Origin of the sequence: Streptomyces sp. CB02056, assembly GCF_001905545.1 — a bacterium.
Classification (GTDB): domain Bacteria; phylum Actinomycetota; class Actinomycetes; order Streptomycetales; family Streptomycetaceae; genus Kitasatospora.
This window is the reverse complement of sequence record NZ_LIPD01000004.1, coordinates 464,372-476,649: the sequence shown is the minus strand read 5'-3', so window position 1 is coordinate 476,649 and position 12,278 is coordinate 464,372. Positions and strand designations below refer to the sequence as shown.

Below are 12,278 nucleotides of genomic sequence, written 5' to 3'. Positions count from 1 at the left end.
GCGTGCCGCAAGCTGGCGGATCACCGCCCGTGGGTGGCGAACTTCCGTACGGCGAGCGGCATGCAGCCCGCGAGCAGCACGGCGCTCCAGAGCAGCGCGGCGAGCACGGCGTGCTGCGTCGGCCAGGCGGACCCGGCCGCCGAGGGGTTGCCGAACAGCTCCCGGCAGGCCTGGACGACGGAGCTGACCGGGTTCCAGTCGGCGAGGAACCGCAGCCAGCCGGGCATGCCGCCGGTCGGCACGTAGGCGTTGGTGACCATCGCCAACGGGATGACCGCGGCGGACAGCTGGCCGGCCGCCTCCTCCTTGCCGATGGTCAGGCCGAGCACGGTGCCGACCCAGGTCATCACGAAGCGGAAGAGCAGCAGCAGCGCGAACGCCCCTGCCGCGTCGGCGAGTCCGTGCCGGACGCGCCAGCCCGTGGCGAGCCCGACCAGCGCCAGCAGCGCCAGGACGACGACGCTGACCAGCAGGTCGGCGAGGGCCTGTCCGAGCAGCAGTCCGGTGCGGGAGACGGGCATGGAGCGCAGCCGGTCGGTGACCCCGCGCCCGACGTCGCGGGCGGCGCCGACCATGGTGGGCATGACGCCGTTGGTGGCCACCATGGCGAACAGGCCGGGCATCAGGAACTCCCGGTAGCCGCCGCCCCCGGGGACCTGCATGGCGCTGCCGAAGACGTACCCGAAGACCACCACCATCACCACCGGCACGCCCAGCGAGGCGGCCAACAGGCCCGGCGAGTGGCGGTAGTTGAGCAGGACGCGGAGCATCGAGGTCCAGGTGCCGGAGGCGAGCCGCCGGGCGGTGGACGGGCGCGGGACGGCGGACGGGCGCGGGGGCGCGAGTGCGGCGGCGGTCATCAGGCGGCCCTCCCGGCGTCCGCGGACTCCTGGGTGAGCGCGAGGAACACGTCGTCCAGCGAGGGCGCCCGCACCGCGACATCCTCGGCGACGACCCCCGCGCCGTCCAACTCCCGTACCAGTGAGGGCAGCAGGACGGACACGCCGGGCGTCGTCAGCACCGTGACGGTCCGCTCGGCGACGTCCACCCGCGCGTCGCCGCCGGTCATCGAGGACAGCACCACGGCGGTGGCGGCGAGCTGCCCGGGGTCGGCCAGGGTGACGGAGACCTGGCTGCCGATCGCGGCCTTGAGCCGGTCCGGCGGGCCGGTGGCGATGGCGGCGCCGTGGTCGATCACCACGATGTCGTCGGCGAGCCGGTCGGCCTCCTCCAGGTACTGGGTGGTGAGCAGCACGGTGGCGCCGGCGTCCGCCAGCTCCTTGACGGTGTCCCAGATCGCCTGCCGGCTGCGCGGGTCGAGCCCGGTGGTGGGCTCGTCCAGGAAGAGCACCGGCGGGCTGGTGACCAGGCTGGCGATGAGGTCGAGGCGCCGGCGCATGCCGCCGGAGTAGGTGCGCACGAGCCGGTCGGCGGCCTCGGTGAGGTCGAAGCGGGTGAGCAGTTCGTCGGCGCGCTCCCGGGCCCGGCGGGCGCCGAGGTGGTGCAGCCGGCCGAACAGCCGGAGGTTGTCGCGGCCGGTGACGCCCTCGTCGACGGCGGCGTGCTGCCCGGCGAGGCCGATGGCGCGCCGGACGTCCTCGGCGGCGCGGACGACGTCGTGTCCGGCGACCCGGGCGGTGCCGCGGTCGGGGGCGACCAGGGTGGCGAGGACGCGGACGGCGGTGGTCTTGCCGGCGCCGTTGGGGCCGAGCAGGCCGCAGACGGTGCCGGCCGGGACGGTGAGGTCGAGGCCGCGCAGGGCCTCGGTGGCGCCGAAGCGTTTCCGCACGCCCGTCATCTCGATGGCGGGCGCCGCGCCGGCGGCGGGTCGGGCGGTGTCGGACATGGCTCTGCCCTTCTCTGGCCTTCTCTAGGTACAGCGTACGTAGAAGCGCGCTTGGGCGCCATCGTACTACGTACGCCGTACGTATCTAAGATGGGAGGGCGAGGTGATCTTCCAGTGCCGTCCAGCAAGTCCCCCACCGGCCCCGACCAGCCGGAACAGTCGGAACAGCCCGACAGGCCCACGCCCCCCGAGGCCCCCGAAGTGATCTGGCTGCGCCCCGAGCGCACCGGCCGCGGCCCGCGCCCGGCCCACAGCCGGGACTCGATCGCCGCCGCGGCCATCGCGATCGCCGACGCCGAGGGCCTGGACGCGGTCTCCATGCGCCGGGTCGCGGCGGCGCTCGGCGCGGGCACCATGTCGCTCTACAACTACGTACCGAAGAAGGAGCACCTGCTCGACCTGATGCTCGACGCGGTCGCCGGCGAGTACCGCTTCCCGCCCGCGCCGAGCGGCGACGTCCGGGCCGACCTCGCCGACCTGGCCCACCAGCAGCTCGGCCTCTCCCGCCGCCACCCCTGGCTGCCCGCACTGGTGCTGGTCCGCCCCAGCATCGGCCCCAACGCCCTGCGCTACACCGACCACTTCCTCGCCGTCACCGCCCCCACCGGCCTCGGCGGGGGCGCCCGGATGGAGGCGATGGCGCTGTTCAACGGCTTCGTCGGCCAGTTCGCCCAGTACGAGCAGACGGCCGCGGCGGGCGCCAAGTGGCAGGCGGAGCTGGTCGGTTACCTCGGCCAGGCGGCGGCGAGCGGCGAATTCCCGCACCTGGCCCAGGCGTTCGCCACCACCGGCCCGCCCGCCGACCCGGACCGGGCCTTCGACCGCACCCTGGACCGGGTGATCTCGGCGATCCTGGCGCCCGCCGAAGGAGGCGCCCAGGAGAAAGTCGAAGGGGGTTAGGCCACCGCCTCCCTCGGCAGCACCCCGGCCACCCGACCGTCCACCAGGACCATGACCGCCCGGTGCGTCTTCCCGAGCACCGTCCGCGCGTCGGCCGCCGACTGCCCGACGCCGACCGTCGGCAGCGCCGGCCCGATCAGCCCGCCCAGCGGGTCGCCCGGCTTGGCGGCGCCGTCCGCGAGCGCCGCCGCCAGCGCGGCCCGGGACACCGAGCCGACCACCTCCGTCGCGGCCACCCCGTACGGGCGCGCCGCCCGCGCCAGCACCGCCGGGGCCACGCCGCCCGGCGCATCGCCCAGCGCCTCCAGCGCCTCGCCCACGGTCGCGCCGGCGGCCACCGTCACCAGCGGCGCGGCGGCGTCGAGCAGCGGCCGCAGGCCGTCCGCCGCCTCCTCCAGGAAGCCCCACTCCCGCATCCACGCGTCGCTGTGCACCTTGGACAGGTAGGAGCGCCCCGAGTCCGGCAGCACCACCACGACCAGGTCGTCCGGCCCGAGCCGGCGCGCCACCCGCAGCGCCGCCGCCACCGCCGCGCCGGAGGACGGGCCGGCCAGCAGGCCCTCCTCGCGGGAGAGGCGACGGGCGGCCAGCAGCGCCTCGCGGTCCGGGATCCGCTCGTAGGAGTCGATCAGCTCCGTACGCAGGGCCTGCGGCATGCGGTCCTCGACGGTGTCGGGGTGGAGGTAGTGCCCGATGCTCTCGACGTACCACGGGCTGCCGTCGCCGCCCCCGTACGTGGAGGACTCCGGGTCCGCGCCGACCACGGTCACGGCGCCGCCGGAGGTCTCCTTGAGGAAGCCTCCGGTGCCGGTGATGGTGCCGCCGGTACCGACGCCGGCGACGAAGTGGGTCACCCGGCCGCCGGTCTGCTCCCAGATCTCGGGGCCGGTGGTCCGGATGTGGGCGTCCGGATTGGCCAGGTTGTCGTACTGGTTGGCGAGCCAGGCGCCGGGGATCTCCTCGGCCAGCCGCTGCACGACGTTGAACAGGTGCCTCGGGTCCTCGGCCGGCACGGCGGTCGGCGCGAGGACGACCTCCGCCCCGTACGCCCGCAGGATGTCGGACTTCTCGGCCGACGACTTGTCGGCCACCCCGGCGATCACCCGGTACCCGCGCTGCCGCCCGACGATCGCCAGGCCGATGCCGGTGTTCCCGGAGGTCGCCTCGATGATCGTCCCGCCCGGCTTCAGCAGGCCGTCCCGCTCGGCGGCCAGCACCATCGAGAGCGCGGCGCGGTCCTTGACGCTGCCACCGATGTTGAGGAACTCGGCCTTGGCGTAGATCGGCGCGGCGATCCCGGCGCCGAGCCGGGCCAGCCGGATCAGCGGCGTCCCGCCGATCGCGTCGAGGACGGATTCGTGAACTGCGGCCATCGTCGGCCCCTTTCGCTAGCACTGTCAGCCCGAGCCTGCCCAGGCCACGGGCTCGGTAGACGGTAGCGACACCGTTCCTCATCCGGCCGAAACATTGTCCGACGGCCGGGATCGGGTACGGGCCGGTGCGAGCAGGGACGGGCGAGCGCACGCGGGGACGGGCGAGCGCACGCGGGGACGGGCGAGCGCAAGCGGGGACGGGCGTCGATCAAGCGGGCAGCCGGCGGGGTCCCCCCGGGGTCCTCCCCCGGTTCCGGCGCCGCACCGCCTCCGCCGCGAGCAGCGCCGCCGGGACTGCCGCGGCCGGCACCGTCCACCACGGCAGGCCGGTCACGGACGCGAGCACCGCGGGCACTCCGCAGGCGAGCAGCGTCCACAGGACGAGCGACCGGGCGAGGTCGAGGGTGACGTCGCCGGGGCGGCCGGTGAACCGCAGCGCGCCCAGGACGGCGGCGAGCACCGCCAGCAGCGCGGCGAACGTGCCCACCCCGGCGGTGAACTGCCCCTCGTCGCGGGGCTCGTCGTACGAGGCCTGCGCGACACCGGCCCGCTCCAGGCGCATCACCCGGCCGCGCCACACCGTGCCGTCCACCCGGTCTCCGGGCTTCAGTCCGTCCAGCAACGGCCCGCCGTCGGCGAACCCCACCTCGCCGGTCCAGAACGGCGCGCCGTCCAGCGTCGCCCGGAACTCGGAGCTCTTGCCCGCGTTCCGGACGACCGTGCCGCTGACGGTGAACGGCACGGTGCGCACGCACTCCTCGACCCCCGCGCCCGGGCTCCCGGCCGGGCAGGCCACGGCGGCCGTGTACGAGCGGTACCGCTCGGCGTCGTCCGGCAGCACGACGGTGAACACGTACCAGGCGGCCGCCGCCGGGGCCAGCGCCGCGACGGCGAGCAGCGCGCCGCCGGTGCGGGTCCATGGTGAGGGACGGTGGGTCATGACGGTTCTCCCCCCGGTCCGATGCGCGGCCGGAACCCCCGGGTCGCCGTCGCCGGGGCGTGCCGCCCCGCCCCTTCCGGGGTCGGACGGTACCGGGCGGCCGGAACGCCGGACGGTGTCGCGGTTCTCGGAGTCTGTCCGGAGCTCGCCGAAGCCCCATGAGCGGTGCGTACGGCCTGAGCGGGTCCGCGCGAGGAGCGGCGGGTACCCAGCCGCGGCCGGGCCGGCGGCGCGCCGGCGGACCTCCCGTCGAGCGCCACGCACACCACCCCCGGACCGGCTCGCGGACACAGCTGTCCCTCGATCGCCGACCAGGCTTCCCGGCACTCCTTCGCGCACGCTACCGGACTCCGACCCGGCCTGGCACGCCGGTTCGCCAAGGCGCCGGGCGAGCAACCCCCCTCCAGGGCCGGCGCGATCGACCGGGCAAGTCCTGGCACTCCGGCAGGACTTCTCCGTTCCCGCCGGTCGCCCGGCGGGCGCTCAGCCGGCGGCCTCCCGAACCGGCGGGCGGAGGAGGGCGAGGCGACTGGCGGTGCGGTCGAGGTCGCGCATGAGGGTGGAGCCGGTGGCGAGGCCGGCGAGCGGATCGGCGCCGATCAGGACCAGGCGGACGTCGCGGTCACAGCAGACGTCGACCAGGTTGGCGAAGCGCCGACGGCCGTCGGGGGACGCCTCGGCGAGCGGTGGGACGCCGTCGAGGACGACGGTGGGGAAGCGGTCGACGAGTGCGAGGTAGTCCGCGACGGAGGTGAGGCCCTCGCACAGCTCCTGGAAGCCGAACCACACGTGGTCCTCGCGGACCGCCCGGGCCGACAGCTCACGGCGGTGGGCGACCACCGGACCCGCTTCCTCGGGCCGGGGCGGGGTGAGACCGGCCGAGGGCTCGTCGCCGGGGCGGAGACGGGCGCCGAGGTCGAACCCGTGAGCGCGCTCCGACCGGGGCTGCCGCCGGAAGTCGACCGGCCCGGAGACGTCGAGCACGTCCATCCGCTCCTCGATCAGCCTGATCGTCGGCTCGAAGAGGTGGTGGTACAGCGGGTCGGGCATCAGCCCGGCGGGCGGGTAGTTGGACGTGGTGACAAGGGTGATCCGCCGGTCCAGCAGGGTGCGGAGGAGACGGGCGACCAGCATCGCGTCACCCGCGTCGTGGGCGTGGAACTCGTCGAAGACGAGGATCCGGCAGTTGCCGAGCAGCTCGTCCACGGCCCGGTCCACCGCCGCGCCGTCCGCGCTCCGGCTCTCGGAGTGGTGGGCGACACCCTCGTGCAGTCGGCGGAAGAAGTCGTGGAAGTGCAGCCGCCGCTTGCGCGGGGTCGGCAGCCCGTCGAGGAAGGTGTCCACCAGCCAGCTCTTGCCGCGGCCGACCGGGCCCCAGAGGTAGAGGTGCCGCGGACTGCGGCGCAGCCGCCAGGCCGGGTGGGCCAGCTCGCCGGCCAGCCGACTGAGTCGTTCGACCGGGAGCTCCTGGGCGGGGTCGAGCGTGAATCCCTGCTGCCCCGCGGCCCGGTGGAAGTGCCCGCGCATCGCCTCGTACTGGTTCCGCACCCCGTCCGTCACGGATCCGGACCATAGCAGGGCGTCAGAACCGTCGGGATCACCGGGAGTTGCCCGGTCCGTGGCACCGCCGAAACACCGGCGCTCCGGCGGTTCGACCACGGTATTCCGGCGCTCCACCGCCGGCCGGAACGGCCGGGGCGAATATGACGCCCAGTCATCGGAAAGTCACGCATTTCCGTGCCGGGCGCATACCCGCGATATTCGCGGCCCGATTCCCGCGGGCGGATCTCCGTAGCTGCCTCGTCACGCCGCGCATTCGCTCCGTCCGGAATTCCGCGCGCGAAACGCGGCCCGCGCGGGCCTTCGGGCAGGGCATCCGGGCAGGGCGTCCGGACGGGGCGAGGACACCCGGGCGGCCGGCCCGGCCCCGCTAGATGTCGAGAGCGGCCTCGATGCGCTTGAGACCGTGCCGGGCGAGCGCGAGGTTGGCCCGCGAGCGGTCCAGCGCCATGTAGAGGAAGAGCGAGCCGTGACCGCGGGTCAGCGGGCGGATCAGGTGGTACTGGGTGCCGAGGGTGATCAGGACGTCCTCGATGACATCATCGATCGACAGCGCGGCCAGGGCGCGTATCTTCGCACGAACGACCTCGGTGTTGGCCGCGGCCGCAATCTCCAGGTCGAGCTGCTGCCCCCCGCCGAGGAACCCGAGTGACATACCGCTCTCGTGGTCGGCCACGGCCACTCCGATGGCCCCCTCGATGGCCATCGCGTCCTTGAGTGCCTCGTCAATGTTCATGCGCTGTTCGTCCTTTGCGTGACTTCCGGGCAGAACTCCCGTGTGCGGGAACAAAATAGCAAGAAGCCGCCGGTTGTGGTCGCCTCGTGAAAATGATGGAATAAAGTACGCTGCCGGGGTTCAGAACGTGAAGGGGTACTGGTGCGCGCACTCGACGCTTCCCTCTCCGATGTGCTCGGCTCCCCCGGAGTGGTCGGTGCCGCGCTCGTCGACGCCGTCACGGGTCTCAGCTACCAGTCCGCCGGGGACCACCGGCTGCTCGGGACCGGGGCCGAACTCGCCGAGCTGACCAACCTGATCGGCGAGCGGCTGTACGAGGCAGGGGCGGAGAGCGAGTTGGAGAGCCTGGTGGTCACCAGCACCCGCCATCACCAGGTCGTCCAGGTGCTGTCCCGGAAGGGCGACCCCCTGCTGCTGGCCACCGTGCTGGACCGGGAACGGACCAACCTGGCACTGGCCCTCCGCCAGACCGCCGACCGCGCGCAGGACTTGCTGGCATGACCGACCCGTCCCACGGCACGGCGCCGCCCGCCGTGCCCGCGACTCCCACGACGCCGGCTCCACCCACCGCGCGCAACGTGCCCGCGCTGCTGCTCGCGCTGCGCCGGACGGAGTTCACCGGCTCGGTCACCGTCTCCAGCGCACCGGGCGGCACGATCCACCTGGAGCAGGGTCTGGTCGCGGCGATCGAGACCCCCGGGGCCCCGACCGCCGCGACCCTGCTGCTGAAGTCCCGGCGCGTCGGCGAGGAGGAGTGGGCGTCCGCCGAGACGGCCGCGTCCATCGGCCGACCGACCGACGCTCCCCCGACCTGGGGCGGCGACCTCGGCGCGGCCCTGGTGGCTCAGGGGTCGATCGGCGCCGCCGAGCTCGAAGCCGTCTGCGCCGCCGCCGCCTTCGACGGGGCCTTCGCCCTGGTGCTGAGCCCGCCCGGCAGTTGGGAGACGGCCGAGGCGGCGCCGCCTGCCAGGATCGCGCTGCGCCCGGGCATCGAGCCGGAGCGGCTCTTCGAGGAGACCGCCCGGCGGACGGCCCTGCTGACCCGCCTCTGGGGACCGCCCGGCGAACTGGCCCGCCTCCGGATCCGTCCTGCCGCCGGGGCCGAGTCCGGCGCGCTGCGGATCCCGGTCCGCTACCGGGAGATCCTGGCCGCCGCCACCGGCCGCCGCACCGCGCGCGACCTCGGCTTCGCCCTGGGACGCGGTGTGTTCGCCGTGCTCCTCGACGTCGTACGGATGGACGCCCGGCACCTGCTCCACCGGGAGCCGGCTCACCCGGGGCCCCTGGCACCGAGCGTGGCCCCGCGCACGCCGACGAGCGAACCGCCGCCGGCCGACACCGGGCCGCTGCCGCGCCGCGTCCGCAGCGGACGCGGCGCGGGTGCTCCGGGCGGCCCCGGCGGCCTGCCCGCCCGATCCGAGGGAGCGGCGGCCGCTTCCGACGGTCCACCGAACGCACACCGCGCCGAGCACACCGCGCGTACCGAGACGACCGAGCAGAGCGAGAAGAGCGCACCATGAGCAGCCAGACACCGACCGCCGTGCTGGTCGACGAGTTGAAGTCCCTCCGCGACCGGGTCATGGGCATCTCGGAGAGTGTCATCTCCACCACCGACGGCCTGTTGGTGGCCGCCGACACGGCCGCCGTCCACCCCGAGTCGGCCGCCGCCCTGTCCGCCGCCATGCTCGGCCTCGGTCGGCGCACCGCGGCCGAGGTCGGCGTGGGCGGCCTGCGCGACGTGGTCACCCGCTGCACCAGCGGCTACGTCGTGGTGCTGGCGATCGGGGAGCAGGCGCTGCTGATGATTCTGGGAGACGAGGGCCTCGACATCGCCGGCCTGCACCGCGAGTCGCCCGCCACGGTCCGCCGCCTGAGCGAGCTGCTCGGGATGGTCCCCGCGGTCTAGGCCCTCTCGTTCGGATCATGCCGGGCGCACGGCGTGATCCGGAAGAGAGCGCCTGGCCCCGACGCCGTCGGGTTACCGACCGCGGCGGCCCCGCTTCCCCAGTCCCTCGGTCAGGGTGGCCCAGAAGCCCCGGCGCTGCGGCCGCTCCTCGGCCGCGGCGCCGACCGGCGCCCGCAGCGCCGGGCCGTCCGGGACGATGCCCTGGGCCCGGGCGGCCACCAGCCAGCTCGGCAGCTCGGTGAGCAGCAGGTCGTACAGCTCGTCGTCGGAGACCGTCCGGGGGTCGCGCCCCAGGTGGACGAAGCCGGCGTTGTCGATCGGCCGCTTCTCCGGGACGGGCAGTTCGTCCAGCTTCCGCAGGAAGTCGAACTGCCGGCTGTCCGGGTCGCCGAAGCCGATGAACTGCCAGAAGATCGGCAACGTCGCCGCCTCGCAGAGCTTCTTCTCCGCCGCGGGCTTGCTGATCGGGCCGCCGTCCGTCTGGAACAGCACGAAGGCCGGGTCCGTGGCTCCGCTCTCCCGGTAGTGCCGGATGACCGCGTCCATCGCCAGGTGGTAGCTGGTCCTGCCCATGTGGCCGAGGCCCGCGACGATCCGGTCGATCCAGCCCGCGTGGTCCTCCAGGGCGATCTCGGCCTGGGCGTCGACCTCGGTGGAGAAGAAGACGACCGGCACGGTCCCGTCGTCGTCCAGGTGGGCCGACAGCCCCAGGACCCGGTCCGCGAGCGCCTGGACGCTGCCGTCCTTGTAGTAGGGCCGCATCGAGCCGGAGTAGTCGACCACCAGGTACACCGCCACCCGCTGGCCGTTCAGCCCGCGCCGCTCCACCGAGGCGCCGGCCGTCTTGTAGAGGCTCACCAGCGCGGGCGCGCTCTGCTCGACCTTGCTCAGACTGACGGCCATGTGTCGCTCCCTCACTCGCTGCGGCAGCCGGGCTGCCGGGGCGCGTGATCGTCAACGCGCCCCGGACACTGTGCGCGGCGGACGGCGGTGAGGGCAAGCCGTCCGCCCGGCGCGGCCGCTCACAGGCCGTTCGGGTGCCCCGACAGCCACCCGGCGTGCCGCTCCTTCAGCCGGTCCCGCTCCTCCGTCGACGCCAGGTAGACGTCCGCCCCGCCGTCGTACGGGTGGTACAGCCGCCGCAGGCCGGGGCCGGCGAGTCTGCCACATCCGTCCCACCCGTCCCGGCCTGGTGAAATCCCCTCGTCAGGGGCGCCGGGCTCCCGTAGCGTGGTTCGGTCGATCTTGAGGGCGGAACTGGGCAGAACGGGGCACCACATCATGCAGCAGCACCAGGGCTGGGCCGACGAGCGCTTCGGCGCCGTCGCGGACGTCTTCGCCGCCAACTTCGCCGGGTTCCCCGAGCTGGGCGCCGCCGTCACGGTGTTCGCCGGGGGCCGGAAGGTGGTCGAGCTGTGGGGCGGCACGGCCGACGAGCGCACCGGGCGGGCCTGGGCGCAGGACACCCTCGTGCCCGTCTTCTCCTGTGCCAAGGGCCCGGTGAGCATCAGCGCCCACCTGCTCGCCGAGCGGGGCCGGCTCGACCTGGACGCGCCGGTCGCCCGCTACTGGCCGGAGTTCGCCCGCAACGGCAAGCAGGACGTCACCACCCGGATGATCCTCGGCCACCGGGCCGGCATCCCCGCCCTGGACGCGGTGCTCTCCTTCGAGGAGGTCGCCGCCTGGGATCCGGTGGTCCGGTCGATCGAGGCGCAGCAGCCGCTCTGGGAGCCGGGCACCGCGTACGAGTACCACGGCCATGTGCTCGGCTTCGCGGTCGGCGAGGTGATCCGCCGGATCACCGGGCTGACCCCGGGCGCGTTCCTGCGCAAGGAGATCGCCGAGCCGCTCGGCCTGCCGGTCTGGATCGGCCTGCCGGAGAACGAACTCCCCCGCCTGGCCCGGCTGGTGGAGGCCGAGGGCCGCCGTCCGATGCCCGGCCCGGAGCACCTGCTGACCCGGATCGTCACCATGAACGGCGCCCTGGTCTTCCCCGGCCTGGATGTGCCGCACGGCTGGAACGACCCGGCGCTGCACGCGATCGAGCTGCCCGGCGCGGGCGCCGTCGCCTCCGCCACCGGCCTGGCGGGCCTCTACGCGGCGGCGGCCACCGGACTGGACGGCGCGCCCCGCCTGCTCTCGCCCGACACGGTGACCGGCGCGGTGCGCGAAGTCTCCTCCGGGGCGGGCTTCCTGGGCTTCGACATGGGCGCCCGCTGGGGCTCCGGGCTGCTGCTCGACTCCCCGGCCTTCCGCCCGCTGCTCGGCGCGCGCAGCTTCGGCAACGACGGCGCCGGCGGCCAGTTCGCCTTCGGGGACGACGAGTTCGGCGTCGGCTTCGCCTATGTCGCCAACCGGATGATCGGCCACGGCGACGCCCGGGCGAACCGCCTGATCGAGGCGGTGCGCGAGTGCCTGGGCTGACCGGCTTCCTCCCGCTCGTCACCGTCCTGGCCACCACCGGCGGCCTCGGCGAGCTGCGCTACGGCGCCTCGCTGCCCGAACTCGCCGTCCACTACGGCGATCCGTGGGACGGCGGCGGCATCCACCGGGGCGACCGGTGGCCGCACGCCTTCTGCTGGGGCGACGTGCGGACGGTGTTCTGCCGCTGCCGCCGGCTCCACTCGCTCTCCCTGCCGGTCTGGCAGGGCGAGCTCGACCTCCCGCAGCCGGGCGGCGGTTCGGCGACGCTCGACACCCACGTCTCCGAGGCCGACCTGATGGCGGCGCTGACCGCCACCGGCCACAGCTGGCAGACGGTGACGTACGAGAACCTCCCGGACCAGCGGAACCTTTTGTTCTCGCCGGCCGAGGAGGTCCGGGTGGAGCTGGTCCTGACGAACCGGGCGTCCCAGGACGGGCCGCCGCTGGAGGCGTGGGCGCTGCACAAGGCGTTGCTGTGGGGCTACGAACACCTCGACTGCCCCGAGCCCGACCGCTCCCTGCCCGACGACGGCTGGGGCGCGGCCGGGCCGTAGCGCGGCGGTGGGCCGTTCCGTCCCCTGCTCGGAACGGCC

13 protein-coding genes and 1 pseudogene are annotated in these 12,278 nt (G+C 74.5%); 6 read left to right on the top strand and 8 right to left on the bottom strand.

Annotated elements, in window-relative coordinates:
* Positions 1 to 20: 20 nt before the first annotated feature.
* A complete protein-coding gene (locus tag AMK13_RS14100; protein ID WP_079272106.1) occupies positions 21 to 860 on the bottom strand; it encodes an ABC transporter permease in 840 nt (279 codons plus the stop codon).
* The gene (locus tag AMK13_RS14095; RefSeq protein WP_079272105.1) at positions 860 to 1,846 is read right to left on the bottom strand and encodes an ATP-binding cassette domain-containing protein; all 987 of its coding nucleotides are present in this window, start codon (positions 1,844 to 1,846) and stop codon (positions 860 to 862) included. The genes AMK13_RS14100 and AMK13_RS14095 overlap by 1 nt, the downstream gene beginning before the upstream one ends.
* Before the next feature lie 114 nt (positions 1,847 to 1,960).
* On the opposite strand from AMK13_RS14095, the gene AMK13_RS14090 reads away from it, so the two are divergent.
* Positions 1,961 to 2,746: a TetR/AcrR family transcriptional regulator gene (locus tag AMK13_RS14090; protein ID WP_241852872.1), complete on the top strand. Its 786-nt coding sequence runs from the start codon at positions 1,961 to 1,963 to the stop codon at positions 2,744 to 2,746.
* On the opposite strand, the gene AMK13_RS14085 is transcribed toward AMK13_RS14090, so the two are convergent.
* From AMK13_RS14085 to AMK13_RS14070, 4 genes are all read right to left on the bottom strand, one after another.
* Positions 2,743 to 4,119, bottom strand: coding sequence for a pyridoxal-phosphate dependent enzyme (locus AMK13_RS14085; protein ID WP_074002415.1), 1,377 nt, complete (start codon positions 4,117 to 4,119; stop codon positions 2,743 to 2,745). The two genes, AMK13_RS14090 and AMK13_RS14085, sit on opposite strands and share 4 nt — an antisense overlap.
* Before the next feature lie 208 nt (positions 4,120 to 4,327).
* Positions 4,328 to 5,059, bottom strand: coding sequence for a hypothetical protein (locus AMK13_RS14080; protein WP_079272103.1), 732 nt, complete (start codon positions 5,057 to 5,059; stop codon positions 4,328 to 4,330).
* 483 nt (positions 5,060 to 5,542) lie between these two features.
* On the bottom strand, positions 5,543 to 6,619 hold the full coding sequence (gene zapE / locus AMK13_RS14075) for a cell division protein ZapE (RefSeq protein WP_241852871.1): 1,077 nt from the start codon (positions 6,617 to 6,619) through the stop codon (positions 5,543 to 5,545).
* A 370-nt stretch (positions 6,620 to 6,989) separates the two neighbouring features.
* A complete protein-coding gene (locus tag AMK13_RS14070) occupies positions 6,990 to 7,355 on the bottom strand; it encodes a hypothetical protein (RefSeq protein ID WP_074002414.1) in 366 nt (121 codons plus the stop codon).
* Positions 7,356 to 7,496: 141 nt separating this feature from the next.
* Between AMK13_RS14070 and AMK13_RS14065 the strand changes: the two genes are divergently transcribed.
* Genes AMK13_RS14065 through AMK13_RS14055 form a run of 3 tightly spaced genes read left to right on the top strand, consistent with a single transcriptional unit; the run spans position 7,497 to position 9,261 of the window.
* Entirely contained in the window at positions 7,497 to 7,856 is a 360-nt protein-coding gene (locus tag AMK13_RS14065; protein ID WP_049654212.1) for a hypothetical protein, read from the top strand.
* The gene (locus tag AMK13_RS14060) at positions 7,853 to 8,875 is read left to right on the top strand and encodes a hypothetical protein (protein WP_074002413.1); all 1,023 of its coding nucleotides are present in this window, start codon (positions 7,853 to 7,855) and stop codon (positions 8,873 to 8,875) included. The genes AMK13_RS14065 and AMK13_RS14060 overlap by 4 nt, the downstream gene beginning before the upstream one ends.
* Complete coding sequence (locus AMK13_RS14055; protein ID WP_074002412.1) at positions 8,872 to 9,261, top strand: roadblock/LC7 domain-containing protein; 390 nt, start codon at positions 8,872 to 8,874, stop codon at positions 9,259 to 9,261. Before AMK13_RS14060 ends, AMK13_RS14055 begins: the two co-directional genes overlap by 4 nt.
* A gap of 192 nt (positions 9,262 to 9,453) precedes the next feature.
* Here the strand turns inward: AMK13_RS14055 and AMK13_RS14050 are convergent.
* Both AMK13_RS14050 and AMK13_RS46410 read right to left on the bottom strand, forming a co-directional pair.
* Positions 9,454 to 10,164 (bottom strand): annotated as a pseudogene (locus AMK13_RS14050) (vWA domain-containing protein); the annotation flags it as partial.
* A gap of 119 nt (positions 10,165 to 10,283) precedes the next feature.
* Complete coding sequence (locus AMK13_RS46410; protein ID WP_443333951.1) at positions 10,284 to 10,541, bottom strand: DUF3885 domain-containing protein; 258 nt, start codon at positions 10,539 to 10,541, stop codon at positions 10,284 to 10,286.
* Between the two features lies 1 nt (position 10,542).
* On the opposite strand from AMK13_RS46410, the gene AMK13_RS14040 reads away from it, so the two are divergent.
* Together AMK13_RS14040 and AMK13_RS14035 are read left to right on the top strand one after the other, a co-directional pair.
* A complete protein-coding gene (locus AMK13_RS14040; protein WP_074002411.1) occupies positions 10,543 to 11,685 on the top strand; it encodes a serine hydrolase domain-containing protein in 1,143 nt (380 codons plus the stop codon).
* Positions 11,673 to 12,239 carry a hypothetical protein gene (locus AMK13_RS14035; protein ID WP_074002410.1) on the top strand — a complete coding sequence of 189 codons (567 nt, stop codon included), beginning with the start codon at positions 11,673 to 11,675 and terminating at the stop codon, positions 12,237 to 12,239. The genes AMK13_RS14040 and AMK13_RS14035 overlap by 13 nt, the downstream gene beginning before the upstream one ends.
* Positions 12,240 to 12,278 lie beyond the last annotated feature (39 nt).

Excerpts from the sequence above, each read along its gene's own strand:
- AMK13_RS14100 (WP_079272106.1), bottom strand. The coding sequence starts at position 860 with ATGACCGCCGCCGCACTCGCGCCCCCGCGCCCGTCCGCCGTCCCGCGC.
- AMK13_RS14095 (WP_079272105.1), bottom strand. The coding sequence starts at position 1,846 with ATGTCCGACACCGCCCGACCCGCCGCCGGCGCGGCGCCCGCCATCGAG.
- AMK13_RS14085 (WP_074002415.1), bottom strand. The coding sequence starts at position 4,119 with ATGGCCGCAGTTCACGAATCCGTCCTCGACGCGATCGGCGGGACGCCG.
- AMK13_RS14080 (WP_079272103.1), bottom strand. The coding sequence starts at position 5,059 with ATGACCCACCGTCCCTCACCATGGACCCGCACCGGCGGCGCGCTGCTC.
- AMK13_RS14070 (WP_074002414.1), bottom strand. The coding sequence starts at position 7,355 with ATGAACATTGACGAGGCACTCAAGGACGCGATGGCCATCGAGGGGGCC.
- AMK13_RS14060 (WP_074002413.1), top strand. The coding sequence starts at position 7,853 with ATGACCGACCCGTCCCACGGCACGGCGCCGCCCGCCGTGCCCGCGACT.
- AMK13_RS14055 (WP_074002412.1), top strand. The coding sequence starts at position 8,872 with ATGAGCAGCCAGACACCGACCGCCGTGCTGGTCGACGAGTTGAAGTCC.
- AMK13_RS46410 (WP_443333951.1), bottom strand. The coding sequence starts at position 10,541 with ATGTGGTGCCCCGTTCTGCCCAGTTCCGCCCTCAAGATCGACCGAACC.
- AMK13_RS14040 (WP_074002411.1), top strand. The coding sequence starts at position 10,543 with ATGCAGCAGCACCAGGGCTGGGCCGACGAGCGCTTCGGCGCCGTCGCG.